Here is a 15730-nt window from a genome sequence, read left to right as displayed (position 1 = left end):
AGGAGATCCCATGCTTTTTGCCTTCCTGCCTCTATGGCTATCCATCGCGTGGTGGCCTCACCGCAGCCTCCCGCAACCCCTGATCGCCCCGCCAGCCACCCGCCGATGTACCGAGGGTGAGCCTGAACGCACCCCTGCCGCTATTCACTTTCACCCCCAACAAGGAGACGCGTCATGCCCAATGTGAATCTCGATGCCCAATTCGTCCGCGATGCCGTCTGCCAAGAGGGCAGGGGCAAGACCGACTATTACGACAACGCCATCACCGGCTTCATTCTGGAAGTCCGTGCCACCGGAGGAAAGACCTATAGCCTTCGATACCGTGATCCCCACGGAAAACAACGTCAGCGCAAGATTGGTGACGCTAAGTCCATCACTTTTGAGAAGGCGCGGCAGGCTGCGGAGAAGCTGCGTGCGAAGGTCGTGTTGGGTGAGAGTCCTGCTGATGACAAGAAAGCCCTTCGCCAAGTGCCGACGCTGGAGAGTTTCATCAATGACAAGTACCTGCCGCACATCCGTGCTCACCGCCGCAATTTCCAGTCCACGATCAGCTTTCTGAATCATCACATCCTGCCTCGGTTCGGAAGCCTGCATATGGACGGCATTACCTCCGTCATGATCGAGCAGGCGCATCAGGAAATGCGCGCGAAGGACTATGCACCCGCTACAGCCAACAAGTTGCCGGTGCTCATGAAAATCATCTTCAACTTGGCGAAGAAGCAAGGCGTGCAAGGTGCGTCCCAGAACCCGGCCAACGGTGTGGCGCTGTTTCAGCTCAACAACGCCAAGGAGCGATTTCTGACGGGCGAAGAAACAACTCGACTGCATGAAGCCCTTGCGCGCAGCGAAAACACGCAGCTCAAGCACATCGTGGCTTTGATGCTGATGTTTGGTTGCCGTAAGCGGGAACTCCTCGACGCCAAGTGGGAGGACTTCGATCTGGAGCGGCATATCTGGCGCATCCCCATGTCCAAGACCGGTAAAGCGCGCACTATTCCCATCTCATCCAAGGCGCTGGAGGTGCTGCAGCAACTGCGAAGGTGGAAAGGTTGTGCGTACGTGGTCCCCAACCCGGAGACGCTCAAGCCGTTTGCCAATCTGTACTGCTGCTGGAACACGGCACGCAAACGAGCGGGTTTGCCAGACGTTCGGATGCATGACCTCAGGCACAGCTTTGCCAGCAACTTGGTGAACGCGGGTCAGTCGATCTATACAGTGGGCAGGCTCCTGGGGCACTCCCAGGTCAAGACGACGCAGCGGTATGCCCATCTGTCTGACAGCACTTTGTTCGCTGCAGTAGACGTTGCGGCAAATGCTGCGGTGCCCACCATCGGAGCTTCCATGGCGGCACAGGCGTAAAGGTGTTCTGCATCCTCCCCGCTCACAGGACTATGGTTCTGCTGAGCGGGGCGGCAGTAGAGTAGCCGCTTAGTCTCGTGCATTGACCCGGAGGGGGCGCTTGAAAGAAATCCATCGCAACATTCACTTCTTGCCCAAGCTCTACCTGAAGCAACGGGCGCAAGGCGGTCGGGATGCGACACCTAGTGAACGCATGCCAACGGTCCCGAGCAGGTCTAAGCAGAGCTACGCAGGTTGGGCCCTGACGGCCTCCATGACCTTCGCTCCCAGCTGACGGGTATTCATGTCTTTGCCAGCCCCATTCGTGACCTCGACCCCTAGCTTCGCCGCAAGGTCGCGCAGGACACGGATCGTCGGAGTGCAGGCCACACCGTTTTTCGTGATGGTGATGGTTGTGCTCTGATCCTGCATGATCTCGAAGCCATCGTAGGCCACCACTTCAGGCTCGCTTGTCGGTGAGGACAGCTCGACAGAGACGTTTGCAGCAGGTAGCAGGTCCACGATGCTGGAGATTGCGTCCATTACTTGATCGCCCCAACGCTTGGAGACAGCGAGCGTACAGCCCTCGGCCTGGAGAAGCATGTTGTCTTGGCTGAAGTAGCCGCTACCTGGGTTCCCTGTCCGCTCCAGGAGTTGTGCCTCGCTCAGTAGGCCAGGTGCTGACAAGAATGTTGAGTCCCCCTTCCACGGCAACGCTCCTGATATCGCATCAACTTTCACCCCCTGTCGAAGGGCTTCCGCGATGATTTCGTAGATGACGCGACGACCCGCCAGGTTGGCGAAGGTCCTGCCATCAATAGACAGGTTGTACTTGGTCATATTCCGCTCGGAGGATCGCGCAACGGCCTGTTGAGCTTCCTTTTCGCGGATGGCCACTTGGTAATGTGCTGCTTCGGGGAGTGGTATCACCTGTTGCACATCAAGCAGCAAGCGACCGTCGAGCAGGTGAGGGCGCATCTGCACACACCGCAGGTCAAGCCCTTGCTTGTTGAGCCATAGGACTGTCGTGCTCAGTTCGGTGCCGAAAGTGGCTGCAGCCAGGACGATGCGAACCTCCTCATCCAACTCAACACGCTCACCGTCATCCAACTCAAGGAAGTCGCGTATTGCGCGCTCGGGGTCAGTCGTTGAGCCAATGCTCGTGAGGTACTTCCGGTGAGCCTCGACTGCTTGTTCGAAGCGCATGGCGCTGATCATTGCCGCGTAGCGAATCGCCTGCAGCTCCATGCTGGCCCCATCCTCTCGTTTGAGTTCTACCACTACCAACTTGCGGTCTTTGTCGAGGCATAGCAGGTCGATGCGCCTGTTGGCGCCTACCCAGTCGCCAAACTCTTCGGCAAGGACCATCGTATCCACACCTGGTGTGATCGCCGAGATCTGTGCACGCAATGCCTTCTGCAGGTGTGTTCTCTCATAAACCCCCATGCTGGAGAAGCTAGTGAGTGGGATAGGGGAAAGAGCGTTTTCACTACTCATTTCGTAGAGGGCCATGGTCGTCAGGGTACTGCCGTCAATATTTCATTCGACTATAAACGTGGGACGTGATCGATTTGCCAGCTAGGATTCATTGATGTCCTCTTCAGCCTCCCTGGAAATTGGATCCTCTGAATGGCAAAAAGCCCGTTGTCTTGAGCGCAAATGCCCGCTGCATTCCGGCATGGATGAAGAAGCTAAGGGGAAAGTCCTGAAAGACTTGTGTCAAGCTGCATAGGTACGAGGATATTGACGTAGTGCACATCAAGATGGCTGTCAGGTGCCCTTTTGACATTCATGATCGTCTGTAGCTGCACGCCTCGCTGCTGATCGACTCTTTCAAGCGGCGGCTCAAGGCCGGTCTTGGACTTGCGTTGGCTGCCGACGAGTGCGGACTACTATCGGCCATGATCTGACATTGACGCGACGGGGGAACCGATGGGATGGATCTGGATTGGCCTCGGTGCCGTATTGCTCTGGATGGGCTGGGATGCCATCGGCACGCTCAAGACTAAGCGCCTTTCGAGCCGTGAGTTGGCAGAGCGGGTTTATGGTGCTGGAGCTCCCGAACTACCTGAGCACGTTGAGCTTCGCGTAAGAACGAGTTGGCTCATTCAAGGCTCTTCGCTAGCCTCGCTCATGGGGCTTGCCTTCTGTGTCTGTGGACTGGCATGTATCGTCGGCGGCGTCGCGCTGATTTTGGAGTAGCGATCCGGGCAAAGATGTTCGCCTTGGGCCCGCTAGCGTCTCTCGCCGTGGGGCTGAAAGCGGACACGTAACGCATGACATGAAATGCAGAGGACGGACGGAGCCGGTTGGCTCTCCCCTCGATCAAATGGTTAGGCTTTATCTGCATTCTTTGAGCAGAGATGCAAGGAGAAGAAGTGCCTCTTCGTAGTTCTTTGCTCGGTTCCGGTGCGTGGTGCTTCGAGAGAGTATTCCCGTGGTTCTATGTCGCAGCCTGACGCAACTCGCCGTTTTCGCAGTCATGCGACTTGGCCTGGAGAACTCATGCAGGAAGTACTCAAGCTCCAGCTCGTCGGTAGGTATCGCGGCCTCGCACCACTGGGCAGCTCGCACCAACCGAAAACTGATACCTCCAACAAGTCTTCGCCGAAGTGTCTGAGGCAAAGCGCGAATTGCTTCGTTCGAAAGTGACCCCGACAGTTTCAGCACTGCCGCTGATAAGTCGCCATCCCCGTTTCGCCATTCCTCGTCAAGGATCTCGGTCATTGAAAGGTCAATCTTTGCATCGACACAAGCTTTTAGAGCCTCTCCAAGCCACGCTTTGCAGGGGACATCTTCTCTCAGAAGAATGTATAGCTCAGGTGAAACGACCACTCTTGCCAGGGAATCAAACACTGGCGCTTCGGCGGGTACCGGTTCTGCGGTTAGGAATTCACTCAACAACGCACCGGCTCTCTCTCCCCGTGGCGCGACCGAGGAATTTGCCAGTCGCTGAGACAAGGGGTGTTCAGGATGCCGTTCCAGATATGCGTCGACCGCAAGCTTTGCCTCGTAGAGACCAAGTCCATTGAGACCTTGAAGCGTCTTAATTGCCAAAACTGCGCTGATCTCTAGAGCCTGTAACACTTCTGCCGGAAGGCCATCTGGATGCGCCATGGTTGATTGTTCGCAGGTCATCGCATGAAGCCTGATGCCCGCAAAATCTGCGGTATGAGCTGGATCCTCCGGGATATTCTTCGCACAGATTCCTCCTGCAAGTGTCTTTCAGCAGAGTTTGCAATCGGGTGCCTGTTTAAACATCCAACTATCAAAAATCCGCGAAACCCGGCACGCGTTAAGTCAACAAACTATAGCGTGCTTGCGGTCTGGACCGGGCCAGCCGACTGTACGGTCGTGGCAGCGATCGATCCGTTTTGTATCAAGGGCAGCTTTAGGGAAGGGATGTCCAATGTCGGCTCAGGGCCCGTATGGGTTTTATGGGCGGCGGCAGCTTCTTTGCGTCAGCCTTGCTCGCTAGCTGCGCGGCAGTCGTCAGCCAGCAGCCATTCAGCATCCGCAGGGCGCTTGATCCAGAGGTCCCGCCAGGCGTTTCGGCTCGTGCCCGTGACGGTGTTGGCCAAGCGGCTGGGGGTGATTGGCTCGCCTTCGTAGATCAGCTTGTCGCCCTTGACCTTGGCGTAGTACCAGTCGCCCTTGTATTGCATGCGCACTTCGGTGGAGTCGGGCAAGAACAGGCCTTTCCACTGGTAGCCCAGGTTCGAGGGCTGAGCCTGGCGAAGCAACTCGGGCTTCCAACTGGCGTTATCTAGCCAGTAGTCGATGGCGTCCTGCACCGCGAGCACAGGGTCGCGAGCATCACCCTGAGCCTTGAGAAAGTCTGCCAGCTCCAAGAACTGACGGGTGGCCACAGGGATCGAGATTTGCGTTTCCATGCTTAAAACTCCGTTTTCGAACGTAAATGAACTTTAATAGTGTGAAAACGCAATGTCAAGCAAAAAAGAGGAGAAAAAAGTAAGGCGGCTCGGAGTGGGGCACTCGATCCCGTGGTCCTAGAGCATCTCTCGGAGACCAACGGTCGGTGTCCCGCTCAAACCTGACGGTCGCCGCGCCCTTCCTACGACAACTGGTGGCGTCCACGGACAGTGTCTCTTTCTGCATTCAGCCAAGAGTCGGCGTTTTGGGCCGATTGGCGGGACGAGCAACTGCAGGCCGAGAGAGACTTTCAGGCTTGACCAAAAACAGTGAAAATTAACGGCAGGACCGCGCTGCCCCGCTCAGCTGGGGTTGGGTGGTTGGTGGGTGCGGAATGGCGAAAAACCGCCAGGTTGTTAATCCCGTTGGCCCAGGGGGCGAGGCATAGCGGACGTAGTTGGGTGATCGGTGGGTAGTCCCGAGAAGCTGTGCCAAAAAAGCCAAAAAGTTGTTGCAAATCTTAAGCTTACGGCTGGCCTCTGCCTGCTCAACACCTTCCAGTTCGCCCATGCATACGCCCAAGGCGAAGGCATGAAGCACTACACCGAAATGGTGCAAGAGCCAGAATTCGCAGCACGCGAAAAGGGCTACACCTTCGTGTCGCACCAACAAGAAGTGGGCGCAGGTTACTTCGACGACGTGACCACCGTGATCCAGGGCGGCTCGTCCTCCGTGAAGGCCCTGACGGGTTCGACCGAAGAAGAGCAGTTCCACTGATCTGCGAGGCTTGGCGCCACTTTGTTGTGGCGCCAAATGCACTCGACAAAAGCCCGAAGCATCTGCTTCGGGCTTTTTTTCTGGGTGCTGGGGTTAAAATCCATTGAAATTCACTGCACAAGAGCGAGAAAGGCAATCTGGTTATGACACCGCGAACTACATCGGAGATGTTGACCGGCCTTTGAGGCTGGCTGTTCGCGCCTGCACGAGATTGCACACACCTCCAAAAAGCGCGGACCTGTTCCGCGCTTTTTTGTTTTACGGGCCTGGCGCGTGCCCGCATCCATTGCACTGATCACAGAGAAAGAGTTGCTCCCATGATTCACATTACGCTTCCCGACGGTTCGCAGCGCGAGTTTCCTGGCCCCGTCACGGTGGCTGAGGTCGCAGCCTCCATTGGCTCGGGTCTGGCCAAAGCCGCTTTGGCGGGCAAGATCGGCGACAAGATAGTGGACACCAGCTACCAGATCACGGCTGATAGCCCGCTGTCCATCGTGACGGCCAAGGATGCGGATGGTCTGGATGTGATCCGCCACTCCACCGCCCACTTGCTGGCCTATGCGGTCAAGGATCTGTTTCCTGATGCCCAGGTCACCATCGGCCCGGTGATCGAAAACGGCTTCTACTACGACTTTGCCTACAAGCGCCCCTTCACGCCCGAAGACCTAGTAGCCATCGAAAAGCGCATGGCCGAATTGGCCGCCAAGGACGAGCCCGTGGTGCGCCGCGTATTGCCGCGCGACGAGGCCGTGGCGTATTTCAAGGGCTTGGGGGAGCACTACAAGGCCGAAATCATTGCCAGCATCCCCAGCAACGAAGACGTCAGTTTGTACCGCGAAGGCAATTTTGAAGACCTGTGCCGAGGCCCGCACGTGCCCAGCACCGGCAAGCTCAAGTTCTTCAAGCTGATGAAGGTGGCGGGTGCCTACTGGCGCGGTGACCACCGCAACGAAATGCTGCAGCGTGTCTACGGCACGGCCTGGGCCACCAAAGACGAGTTGCAGCAGTATTTGACGATGCTGGAGGAGGCTGAGAAGCGTGACCACCGCAAGCTCGGCCGTGAGCTGGACCTGTTCCATATCGACGAGCACTCGCCCGGTACGGTGTTCTGGCACCCCAAGGGCTGGACGGTGTGGCAGGAGGTCGAGCAGTACATGCGCCGCGTGTATCGCGAGAACGGCTACCAAGAGGTGAAGGGGCCGCAAATCCTGGACCAAGGGCTGTGGGAGAAAACGGGCCACTGGGATAAATACCGCGAGAACATGTTTGTGACGGAGTCGGAAAAGCGCGACTACGCGCTCAAGCCGATGAACTGCCCCGGGCACATCATCATCTTCAAGCAAGGTATCAAGAGCTACCGCGACTTGCCGCTGCGCTTTGGCGAGTTCGGTCAGTGCCACCGCAATGAACCCACGGGGGGGCTGCACGGCATCATGCGCGTGCGTGCTTTCACTCAGGATGACGGCCATATCTTCTGTACCGAAGACCAGATCCAGTCAGAGGTGGTCGCGTTCACCACGCTGCTACAAAAGGTCTACAAGGACTTTGGTTTCACGGACATCATCTACAAGCTGTCCACACGCCCCGAAAAGCGCATCGGCAGTGAGGAAAGCTGGGACCGTGCGGAAAACGCCTTGGCAGAGGGCTTGCGCGCGTCCGGTTGCGAGTTTGAGTACCTTCCTGGCGAAGGCGCGTTCTACGGCCCCAAGATCGAGTACACGCTCAAGGACGCTCTGGGGCGACCATGGCAATGCGGCACGATCCAGGTCGATCCCAACATGCCCGAGCGCCTGGATGCAGAGTTTGTGGGCGAGGATGGTGGCCGCCATCGGCCCATCATGCTGCACCGTGCCATCGTGGGAAGCCTGGAGCGCTTCATCGGAATTCTGATCGAGCAGCATGCGGGCGCCTTGCCCACCTGGCTTGCTCCCGTGCAGGTTTCGGTGCTCAACATCACGGACGCGCAGTCCGATTACTGTCGTGAAATCGCAGCAAAACTGCAAAAAGCGCTGCCCAATCAAGGCCTTAGGGTGGCCCTGGATCTGCGTAACGAGAAGATTACGTATAAAATACGGGAGCATTCGATGCAAAAGCTGCCCTACATCCTCGTCGCAGGAGACAAGGAAAAGGCGGCGGGAGCCGTTGCAGTGCGAGCCCGAGGTAATCGTGATCTCGGCGTGATGTCGGTCGATGCGTTCATTGAATTGATCGCCAACGACATCGCCACCAAAGCCTGATTTTGTACAAAAAACTGCTTTGCCGCTCGTGGACTGTGCGGGAACAGCTACTTTATTTGTAGCATTTTGATTCAAGGAAGATAGCCATCGCTACTGAATTTCGTGATCGTCGCCAGCGGGAAGAGCGCAAGCACCGCCTGAACCGTGAAATCATGGCCCCGGAAGTTCGCCTGTCCGGGCCTGACAACGAGCCCTTGGGTGTTGTCAGTCTCATGGAGGCCTTGCGGATGGCCGGTGAGCTGGACGTGGATCTGGTGGAAATCGCTGCCACGGCGAACCCACCGGTGTGCCGTCTCATGGACTACGGCAAGTTCAAGTACCAAGAGCAAAAGCGTGCGGCAGAAGCCAAAGCCAAGCAGACGGTCATTGAGATCAAGGAAGTCAAGTTCCGTCCCGGTACGGACGATGGCGACTACAACATCAAGATGCGTAACATTCGCCGTTTTTTGGCAGATGGTGACAAATGCAAGATCACGCTGCGGTTCCGCGGTCGCGAAATCACGCACCAGGAACTCGGTCTGGCTTTGCTGAACCGGATTCGTGACGAGTTGGCGGACAGCATCATCATCGAGCAGTTTCCCAAGCTGGAAGGCCGCCAGATGATCATGATGATTGCCCCCGGCAAGAAGAAGCCTGCGGCCAAGCCAGCGTCTGAAGGCGCTGCGCCAGCAGCAGGTCAAGCGGCATAAAGCTGCAGATTGATATGGAATTTTGAGCACATACCCCTCACAAGGCGGAGTGCTTGAAAAGGTGGTGCCTTCGGGCATTGCCGAGCGTAAGGCGAAAGCCTTTCGATAAAAGTGGCTCGGGGCCAACAAGTTTGCAGATCGGTTTGCAAACGCCTCACGAGCACAATGAAAAAGGAGCATTCACATGCCCAAAATGAAGACCAAGAGCAGCGCGAAAAAACGTTTCCGCGTTCGTCCCGGTGGCACCGTCAAGCGCGGTCAAGCCTTCAAGCGTCACATCTTGACGAAGAAGACCACCAAGAACAAGCGCCACCTGCGTGGTGCAGTGAATGTGCATGAGACCAACATGGGCTCGATCGCACAAATGCTGCCCAGCGCTGGCCTTTAATAACTGACGAACAAGGAGTACATACATGCCTCGCGTCAAACGTGGTGTAACGGCCCGTGCCCGTCACAAGAAAGTTCTCGCCCTTGCCAAGGGTTTCCGTGGTCGCCGCGGTAATGTCTTCCGTATCGCCAAACAGGCGGTAATGAAGGCTGGGCAATATGCCTACCGTGACCGCCGCACCAAGAAGCGCGTGTTCCGCCAGTTGTGGATTGCCCGTATCAACGCCGCTGCCCGTGAACTGGGCCTGACTTACAGCCAGTTCGCCAACGGCCTGAAGAAGGCTTCCATCGAGATCGACCGCAAGATGCTGGCCGACCTCGCAGTGCACGACAAGGCTGCCTTTGGCAGCATCGTGGAGCAAGTCAAGGCCAAGCTGGCTGCTTGAGTTCACGATGAGCGGCTATCTTTTTGATAGCTGCTTGCGCAATAACAGCAAGGGCTAGGGCTTGTAAAGGCACTAGCCCTTGTTCATTTTCACGGGTCGATAAAAACGACTTACGCAAAACAGGCTGCTGAGGCAAGACGCTTGCCACATGGCATATGCCAATGGCACTTGTGCATCCTTGTTTGCGTAAGTCATGAAAGAGTCGTTATGAACGAGTTGGATTCCCTGGTTGAGAGCGCGACGCAACTGTTTGCCCAAAGTGCCACCCCCGCTGACCTCGAAAACGCCAAGGCGCAGTTTTTGGGCAAGTCGGGTCGCGTGACGGAGCTCATGAAGGGCATGGCGCAGCTGTCCGTCGAGGAAAAGAAATCCCGCGGTGCGGCCATCAACGTCGCCAAGCAGGCCATCGAAGCGGCGCTCACCGCGCGCCGCCAGGCGTTGGCCGATGCGGAACTGCAACTGCAGCTCAAGGCCGAAGCGCTGGACGTGAGCCTGCCAGGTCGCCAGCGCGGGCAGGGGGGGGTGCACCCCGTTTCGCTCACCCTGGAACGTATCCAGGGCATTTTCGGTTCCATGGGTTTTGACGTGGCCGAAGGCCCCGAGATTGAAACTGACTGGTTCAATTTCACCGCATTGAACACGCCGGAAGACCACCCCGCGCGGTCCATGCACGACACGTTCTACGTGGAAGGCGGCACCGCCACCGCACCCAACCTGCTGCGCACGCACACCAGCCCCATGCAGATCCGCCATGCGGTGCAGCACGTGAAGAAGCATCGCGCCGCGCTGGATGCCGGTCAGGCTATGCCCGAAATCCGCGTGATCGCCCCTGGCCGCACCTACCGTGTGGACAGTGACGCCACGCACTCGCCCATGTTCCACCAGTGTGAAGGCCTCTGGATCGGCGAGAACGTGAGCTTCAAGGACCTGAAGGTCATCTTCACGGATTTCTGCCGCACGTTCTTCGAAAGCGACGACCTCGTGTTGCGCTTCCGTCCCAGCTTCTTCCCGTTCACGGAGCCCAGCGCCGAGATCGATATCCAGTTCCAGACGGGCCCGCTGGCGGGTCGTTGGCTGGAGGTCGCGGGTTCGGGCCAGGTGCATCCCAACGTGGTGCGCAACATGGGCCTCGACCCCGAGAAGTACATCGGCTTTGCGTTCGGCATGGGGCCAGACCGCCTGACCATGCTGCGCTACGGCGTGAACGATCTGCGCCTGTTCTTTGACGGCGACATCCGTTTCCTGTCGCAGTTCCAGTAAAGCCCGCCGACTTCACGCAGCGCGCATGGCCAGCCCAGCGCCGCGCACCTTCCGTACAAGAGTGTCCGACTATGCAATTTCCTGAATCCTGGTTGCGCGAGTTCTGCAACCCCCCCTTGACGACGGCCGAACTGGCTGAAACGCTGACCATGGCGGGCCTCGAAGTAGAGGAGCTGCGTCCCGTGGCCCCACCGTTCACCAAAATCGTTGTGGGCGAGATCAAAGAAGCCGTCCAGCACCCTGATGCCGACCGCCTGCGCGTGTGCCAGGTGGATGTGGGGCAGGGCGCCCTGCTGAACATCGTGTGTGGCGCACCCAATGCCCGCGTGGGCATTAAGGTGCCATGCGCCCTGGTGGGTGCCGAACTGCCGCCGGGTGATGACGGCAAGCCGTTTCTCATCAAGGTGGGCAAGCTGCGCGGCGTGGAAAGCCAGGGCATGTTGTGCTCGGCGCGCGAGCTCAAGCTGTCGGAAGACCACGGCGGCCTCCTGGAGCTGGATGCCGCAGCGCCGGTGGGTCAGGACATCCGTGCGTACCTGAATCTGGACGACACGCTGTTCACGCTCAAGCTCACGCCCAATCTGGCGCATTGCCTGAGCGTCTATGGCATTGCACGCGAGGTGTCTGCACTGACGGGTGCACCGCTGCAAAGCCCCGCGTTCCCTGCGGTGGCTGCCAAGCTGGCGGACACGCTGCCGGTGAAGGTGAGCGCTCCTGATCTGTGCGGCCGCTTCTCGGGCCGCATAGTGCGCAATGTGAACACGCGCGCCGCCACGCCCCAGTGGATGCTGGACCGTCTGGCCCGTTGCGGTCAGCGTGGCGTGTCGCCGCTGGTGGACATCTCCAACTACGTGATGTTCGAACTGGGCCGCCCTTCGCACATTTTTGATCTGGACAAGATCCATGGGGGCCTGGACGTGCGCTGGGGCAAGCCGGGCGAGCAACTCAAGCTGCTCAATGGCAACACCATCACCGTGGACGACAAGGTGGGGGTGATCGCGGATGACAGCCAGGTGGAGTCCCTGGCAGGCATCATGGGCGGTGACGCCACGGCTGTGTCGGATGACACCAGGCACATCTACATCGAGGCCGCTTTTTGGTGGCCCAAGGCGGTGGCGGGCCGCTCGCGCCGGTTCAACTTTTCGACAGATGCCGGTCACCGGTTTGAGCGTGGCGTGGACCCGAGCCTCACGGTGGAGCACATCGAGCGCATCACCCAGCTGGTCATTGACATCTGCGGCACGCCCGACACCGCCTGCGGTCCCATGGATGATCAGGCCGTGAACCTGCCTGCGCCCCAGCCCGTCACGCTGCGCGTGGCGCGCGCCGCCAAGGTCATCGGCATGCCGCTGACGCAGGCGCAGTGCGCAGACGCCTTGCAGCGCCTGGGCCTGCCGGTGGTGCAGGGCGATGGCACGCTCACGGTCACGCCGCCGTCGTTCCGTTTCGACATCACCATCGAGGAAGACCTGATCGAAGAAGTCGCCCGCATGGTGGGCTACAACAACCTGCCGACCACCCCGCCTTTGGCGCCCATCACGCCCAAGCTGGCGCTGGAGGCTACCCGCAACCCGTTTGCGGTGCGCCGCTCGCTGGCAGCGCTGGGCTATCAGGAAACGATCAACTTCAGCTTTGTGGAAGAGCGGTGGGAGCACGAGCTGGCTGCCAATCCGCAGCCCATCAAGCTGCTGAACCCGATTGCCAGCCAGATGAGCGTGATGCGCTCGACTTTATTGGGTTCTTTGCTGCAAGTTTTGAAGTTCAATCTCGACCGCAAGGCCGAGCGGGTACGTGTCTTTGAGCTGGGCCGCGTGTTCCTGCGGGACGGCAGCGTGCGCAATACCGACACCACGGTGGAAGGTTTTCACCAGCCCATGCGTGTGTCGGGTCTGGCCTACGGCCCGAACGACATGCTGCAGTGGGGGCGCAAAGAGCAGGCCATCGATTTCTTCGATGCGAAGGGCGACGTGGAAGCCCTGATGGCACCTTTGCGTGCAACGTTCGAACCCGGCAACCATCCTGCCATGCACCCCGGCCGCTGCGCGCGCGTTCTGGTCGGTGGTCGCGCGATTGGTTTTGTGGGCGAACTGCATCCGCAATGGCGTCAGTCGTGGGATCTGCCCCAGGCGCCTGTGATGTTCGAGCTGGAGCTGGACGCTGTGTTGCAGCGTGTGGTGCCACAGTTCAAGCCCGTGACTAAACACCAAGCGGTCGAGCGCGATCTGGCCGTGGTGGTGGCCGAGCGTGTGACCCACGCCGACATCATGGGCGCGGTCGAGCAGGCTGTTCCCGGCGGCATGTTGCGCTCTGCGGTGCTGTTCGACGTGTACCGACCCAAGGCGCTGCGTGCTGGCGAAGAGGCACCCGCAGGGGGTTTGGCACCCGGTGAAAAAAGCCTGGCTGTGCGCCTCACCCTCGGCCGTGACGAAGCCACGCTCACCGAGGCGGAAATCGACGCCGCAGTGCAGTCCGTGATAACGCAGCTGACGCAGCGCACAGGCGCTCGTCTGCGGGTGTGACGATGTCCAAGGGGAGTGACCAACCATGATCGAATTTGCAGTCGAAAGCCTGGAGACACCGGCACTGACCAAGGCGCAGTTGGCAGATCTGTTGTTCGATCAGATCGGCCTGAACAAGCGCGAGTCCAAGGACATGATTGACGCCTTCTTCGACCTGATCGCCCAAAGCCTGGTCGAGGGCAAGGACGTCAAGCTCTCGGGCTTTGGCAACTTTCAGATCCGGACCAAGGCGCCCCGTCCCGGGCGCAATCCGCGCACGGGAGAGGCCATTCCCATCAAGGCGCGCCGTGTGGTGACCTTCCACGCCAGCAGCAAGCTCAAGGAGCAGATCCAGACGGCGGCTGCTGCGTGAATTTGTGCTGTTTTTGTTGCCAAGATGTTCTTGGTGGCTGGCGGCGCAGGCTGGTCTGCAGTACGCTTGAAAGCTTTCCCGTTTGAACCTGCATCTCATGGGCACCACCCTCCCTTCCATTCCCGCCAAGCGATACTTCACGATTGGTGAGGTCGCGGAGCTGTGCGGCGTCAAGCCGCATGTGTTGCGTTACTGGGAGCAGGAGTTCACGCAGTTGCGCCCCATGAAGCGGCGCGGCAACCGCCGCTACTACCAGCACCATGAGGTGCTGATGATTCGTCGGATTCGTGATCTGCTGTACGACCAGGGCTTCACCATCAGTGGGGCGCGCAATCGCCTGCAAGAGCTCGCCCATCCGGTGCGGGATGGAGGGGGTGCCGACGAGGCTTCCGTGGCGCAAGATACCGAGCTGCCCAGCATGCTGGTGGACAGCGCACTCGACCTTTCCATCGTTGCTGCAGGCTTTTCTCTGGACTCCAATGCAGTGCGCCAAGAATTATTTGAAATTCGTGCGCTACTTTCTCTGAACTGAGCTTTTTTCTGCATATAATCTAAGTCTTGTCGGCGTGTAGCGCAGCCTGGTAGCGCACTTGCATGGGGTGCAAGGGGTCGCGAGTTCGAATCCCGCCACGCCGACCATTGTTAGCAAAAGCCCAGAACCGAAAGGTTCTGGGCTTTTTTGCTTTTTGCCGATTCGGGCTCTATCTGCATCAGCGCTGACACTGGATGGGCGGTCCTCCAGATTCACACTGGCGCCTCTGCGTCGTGAAGGCGGCGAAATCAAGAGCCCGTGGTGGCTATGCCAGCCGGACGGCGGCGAAGGATGGCTACTAAGGCATAACAGCCCAGCGCCCCGTGATGGGCAAGGAGACCCCATGATTGATGGCTTGGTAGCCGGACGGCTATATGGTGAGGCGGAGCGCCGCACGGACAAGGCGGGCAAGGCTTACAGCCTGGCGAAGGTCAGGGCCAGTACCGCAGAAGGCGAAGTGCTGTTCGTCAACGTCATCGCCTTTGATGATGATCTGTGCACGTCCCTGCATCGATTGCGCGATGGTGATTCCGTGGCGCTGTCTGGCAGCTTGAATCCCCGTGTGTGGACAGACAAGCAGGGCAATGCAAGGCCCGCACTGGATATGGTGGCGCATCGCCTGATCAGCATGCCGATCTCCGACGCTGAGCAATAGGGATGCCGCGCTCCGCCGGCGATGTATGGTGACTTTTAGGCGGGATGAATGCCTGCGCGGGCGGCAGGTTTGAGGCCTAGCCGGTCTTTCGGGCGTTGGCCGAAGGATTGGGGGCAAAACCCAAGGCTTTGAGCTCATCCTCGCTCATGTGCAGTTCGGTCAATTCGGGCTGGCGCGCCTCAATGGCTCGCCGCCGTTCGAAATTGGTGGGTGGACCTTTTTCTTCCTGGCGGCGATCCTTGCCGCTGCGGCGGTCCATGCTGCCTCTGCGTTCGACACTCATGATGCTGCTGGTGGTGGTGGATGGAGTGAGGTGGGTTACGTACACAGCCGGCCGCCAATGGATGGGTCATCTTTGGGCGTCGACTGAGGCACACAGTCTGCATCAGTTGCTGGCATTTGCAAACATCCAAGGTGCCATCTTCGCTCTGCATCTGGCACAAGAAACGATTGTTGACGAAGGCGGGTGCCTGTCGTGGGGGGGGGGGGGCTTGTTGCTGGCCGATGCCTTGCCGCCGAAATGGCCGTTTTGGAGGGCGTCGGCCGCCATCCTATGGTCGGCGAGCCTGCGATGCAGTGGGTCGATTTCTTGACCTTTCGAGGCTGCCAAGAAAAAAGCCCTGACTCTTGCGAATCAGGGCTTTTCATTTGGTGCCGGAGAGATGAATCGAACACCCGACCTTCTCATTACGAATGAGCTGCTCTACCGACTGAGCTACACCGGC

14 protein-coding genes, 2 tRNA genes and 1 pseudogene are annotated in these 15730 nt (G+C 58.9%); 12 read left to right on the top strand and 5 right to left on the bottom strand.

Annotation, left to right across the window (positions count from 1 at the left end):
• Positions 1-174: 174 nt before the first annotated feature.
• Complete coding sequence (locus ACOYR4_RS13650; protein WP_422846966.1) at positions 175-1359, top strand: tyrosine-type recombinase/integrase; 1185 nt, start codon at positions 175-177, stop codon at positions 1357-1359.
• A 225-nt stretch (positions 1360-1584) separates the two neighbouring features.
• On the opposite strand, the gene ACOYR4_RS13645 is transcribed toward ACOYR4_RS13650, so the two are convergent.
• The 3 genes from ACOYR4_RS13645 to ACOYR4_RS13635 all read right to left on the bottom strand — a co-directional run bounded on the left by ACOYR4_RS13645 (position 1585) and on the right by ACOYR4_RS13635 (position 5231).
• Positions 1585-2850, bottom strand: coding sequence for a hypothetical protein (locus tag ACOYR4_RS13645; RefSeq protein WP_422846965.1), 1266 nt, complete (start codon positions 2848-2850; stop codon positions 1585-1587).
• A gap of 828 nt (positions 2851-3678) precedes the next feature.
• Positions 3679-4455, bottom strand: coding sequence for a peptide chain release factor family protein (locus ACOYR4_RS13640; protein WP_422846964.1), 777 nt, complete (start codon positions 4453-4455; stop codon positions 3679-3681).
• 344 nt (positions 4456-4799) lie between these two features.
• The gene (locus ACOYR4_RS13635) at positions 4800-5231 is read right to left on the bottom strand and encodes a hypothetical protein (protein WP_422846963.1); all 432 of its coding nucleotides are present in this window, start codon (positions 5229-5231) and stop codon (positions 4800-4802) included.
• Between the two features lie 529 nt (positions 5232-5760).
• On the opposite strand from ACOYR4_RS13635, the pseudogene ACOYR4_RS13630 reads away from it, so the two are divergent.
• The 11 genes and pseudogenes from ACOYR4_RS13630 to ACOYR4_RS13580 form a co-directional block, all read left to right on the top strand.
• A pseudogene (locus tag ACOYR4_RS13630) lies at positions 5761-5988 on the top strand (isocitrate lyase); the annotation flags it as partial.
• Between the two features lie 317 nt (positions 5989-6305).
• Positions 6306-8225 (top strand): threonine--tRNA ligase, encoded by a 1920-nt coding sequence (gene thrS / locus ACOYR4_RS13625; RefSeq protein WP_422846962.1) that lies wholly within the window; start codon positions 6306-6308, stop codon positions 8223-8225.
• 152 nt (positions 8226-8377) lie between these two features.
• Positions 8378-8914, top strand: a complete 537-nt coding sequence (gene infC, locus ACOYR4_RS13620) for a translation initiation factor IF-3 (RefSeq protein ID WP_043565452.1) — start codon at positions 8378-8380, stop codon at positions 8912-8914.
• Positions 8915-9098: 184 nt separating this feature from the next.
• Positions 9099-9302: a 50S ribosomal protein L35 gene (gene rpmI / locus ACOYR4_RS13615; protein ID WP_005795135.1), complete on the top strand. Its 204-nt coding sequence runs from the start codon at positions 9099-9101 to the stop codon at positions 9300-9302.
• A gap of 25 nt (positions 9303-9327) precedes the next feature.
• Complete coding sequence (gene rplT, locus ACOYR4_RS13610; protein ID WP_005795139.1) at positions 9328-9687, top strand: 50S ribosomal protein L20; 360 nt, start codon at positions 9328-9330, stop codon at positions 9685-9687.
• A gap of 207 nt (positions 9688-9894) precedes the next feature.
• Positions 9895-10947, top strand: a complete 1053-nt coding sequence (pheS, locus tag ACOYR4_RS13605; protein WP_309824640.1) for a phenylalanine--tRNA ligase subunit alpha — start codon at positions 9895-9897, stop codon at positions 10945-10947.
• Between the two features lie 71 nt (positions 10948-11018).
• On the top strand, positions 11019-13466 hold the full coding sequence (gene pheT / locus ACOYR4_RS13600; protein ID WP_422846961.1) for a phenylalanine--tRNA ligase subunit beta: 2448 nt from the start codon (positions 11019-11021) through the stop codon (positions 13464-13466).
• Between the two features lie 25 nt (positions 13467-13491).
• Complete coding sequence (locus ACOYR4_RS13595; protein ID WP_110961273.1) at positions 13492-13818, top strand: integration host factor subunit alpha; 327 nt, start codon at positions 13492-13494, stop codon at positions 13816-13818.
• A 97-nt stretch (positions 13819-13915) separates the two neighbouring features.
• Positions 13916-14350, top strand: coding sequence for a MerR family transcriptional regulator (locus ACOYR4_RS13590; RefSeq protein ID WP_422846960.1), 435 nt, complete (start codon positions 13916-13918; stop codon positions 14348-14350).
• A 30-nt stretch (positions 14351-14380) separates the two neighbouring features.
• Positions 14381-14457 (top strand) — tRNA-Pro (locus ACOYR4_RS13585).
• Between the two features lie 236 nt (positions 14458-14693).
• Complete coding sequence (locus ACOYR4_RS13580; protein WP_422846959.1) at positions 14694-15005, top strand: single-stranded DNA-binding protein; 312 nt, start codon at positions 14694-14696, stop codon at positions 15003-15005.
• 76 nt (positions 15006-15081) lie between these two features.
• Here ACOYR4_RS13580 and ACOYR4_RS13575 read toward each other — a convergent pair whose 3' ends face one another.
• Positions 15082-15288: a hypothetical protein gene (locus tag ACOYR4_RS13575; protein ID WP_422846958.1), complete on the bottom strand. Its 207-nt coding sequence runs from the start codon at positions 15286-15288 to the stop codon at positions 15082-15084.
• Positions 15289-15654: 366 nt separating this feature from the next.
• Positions 15655-15730 (bottom strand) — tRNA-Thr (locus tag ACOYR4_RS13570).

The organism is Acidovorax sp. M14 (genome assembly GCF_049331375.1).
Lineage (GTDB): Bacteria > Pseudomonadota > Gammaproteobacteria > Burkholderiales > Burkholderiaceae_C > Acidovorax.
Note: the sequence above shows the minus strand (reverse complement) of the source record. Positions and strands in the feature narration are given on the sequence as shown.

What these genes read in the sequence shown, in the direction of transcription:
- ACOYR4_RS13650 (WP_422846966.1), top strand. Translation starts at nt 175, where the DNA reads ATGCCCAATGTGAATCTCGATGCCCAATTCGTCCGCGATGCCGTCTGC.
- pheS (WP_309824640.1), top strand. Translation starts at nt 9,895, where the DNA reads ATGAACGAGTTGGATTCCCTGGTTGAGAGCGCGACGCAACTGTTTGCC.
- ACOYR4_RS13645 (WP_422846965.1), bottom strand. Translation starts at nt 2,850, where the DNA reads ATGGCCCTCTACGAAATGAGTAGTGAAAACGCTCTTTCCCCTATCCCA.
- rplT (WP_005795139.1), top strand. Translation starts at nt 9,328, where the DNA reads ATGCCTCGCGTCAAACGTGGTGTAACGGCCCGTGCCCGTCACAAGAAA.
- pheT (WP_422846961.1), top strand. Translation starts at nt 11,019, where the DNA reads ATGCAATTTCCTGAATCCTGGTTGCGCGAGTTCTGCAACCCCCCCTTG.
- ACOYR4_RS13590 (WP_422846960.1), top strand. Translation starts at nt 13,916, where the DNA reads ATGGGCACCACCCTCCCTTCCATTCCCGCCAAGCGATACTTCACGATT.
- thrS (WP_422846962.1), top strand. Translation starts at nt 6,306, where the DNA reads ATGATTCACATTACGCTTCCCGACGGTTCGCAGCGCGAGTTTCCTGGC.
- ACOYR4_RS13595 (WP_110961273.1), top strand. Translation starts at nt 13,492, where the DNA reads ATGATCGAATTTGCAGTCGAAAGCCTGGAGACACCGGCACTGACCAAG.
- infC (WP_043565452.1), top strand. Translation starts at nt 8,378, where the DNA reads ATGGCCCCGGAAGTTCGCCTGTCCGGGCCTGACAACGAGCCCTTGGGT.
- ACOYR4_RS13635 (WP_422846963.1), bottom strand. Translation starts at nt 5,231, where the DNA reads ATGGAAACGCAAATCTCGATCCCTGTGGCCACCCGTCAGTTCTTGGAG.
- ACOYR4_RS13640 (WP_422846964.1), bottom strand. Translation starts at nt 4,455, where the DNA reads ATGGCGCATCCAGATGGCCTTCCGGCAGAAGTGTTACAGGCTCTAGAG.
- ACOYR4_RS13580 (WP_422846959.1), top strand. Translation starts at nt 14,694, where the DNA reads ATGATTGATGGCTTGGTAGCCGGACGGCTATATGGTGAGGCGGAGCGC.
- ACOYR4_RS13575 (WP_422846958.1), bottom strand. Translation starts at nt 15,288, where the DNA reads ATGAGTGTCGAACGCAGAGGCAGCATGGACCGCCGCAGCGGCAAGGAT.
- rpmI (WP_005795135.1), top strand. Translation starts at nt 9,099, where the DNA reads ATGCCCAAAATGAAGACCAAGAGCAGCGCGAAAAAACGTTTCCGCGTT.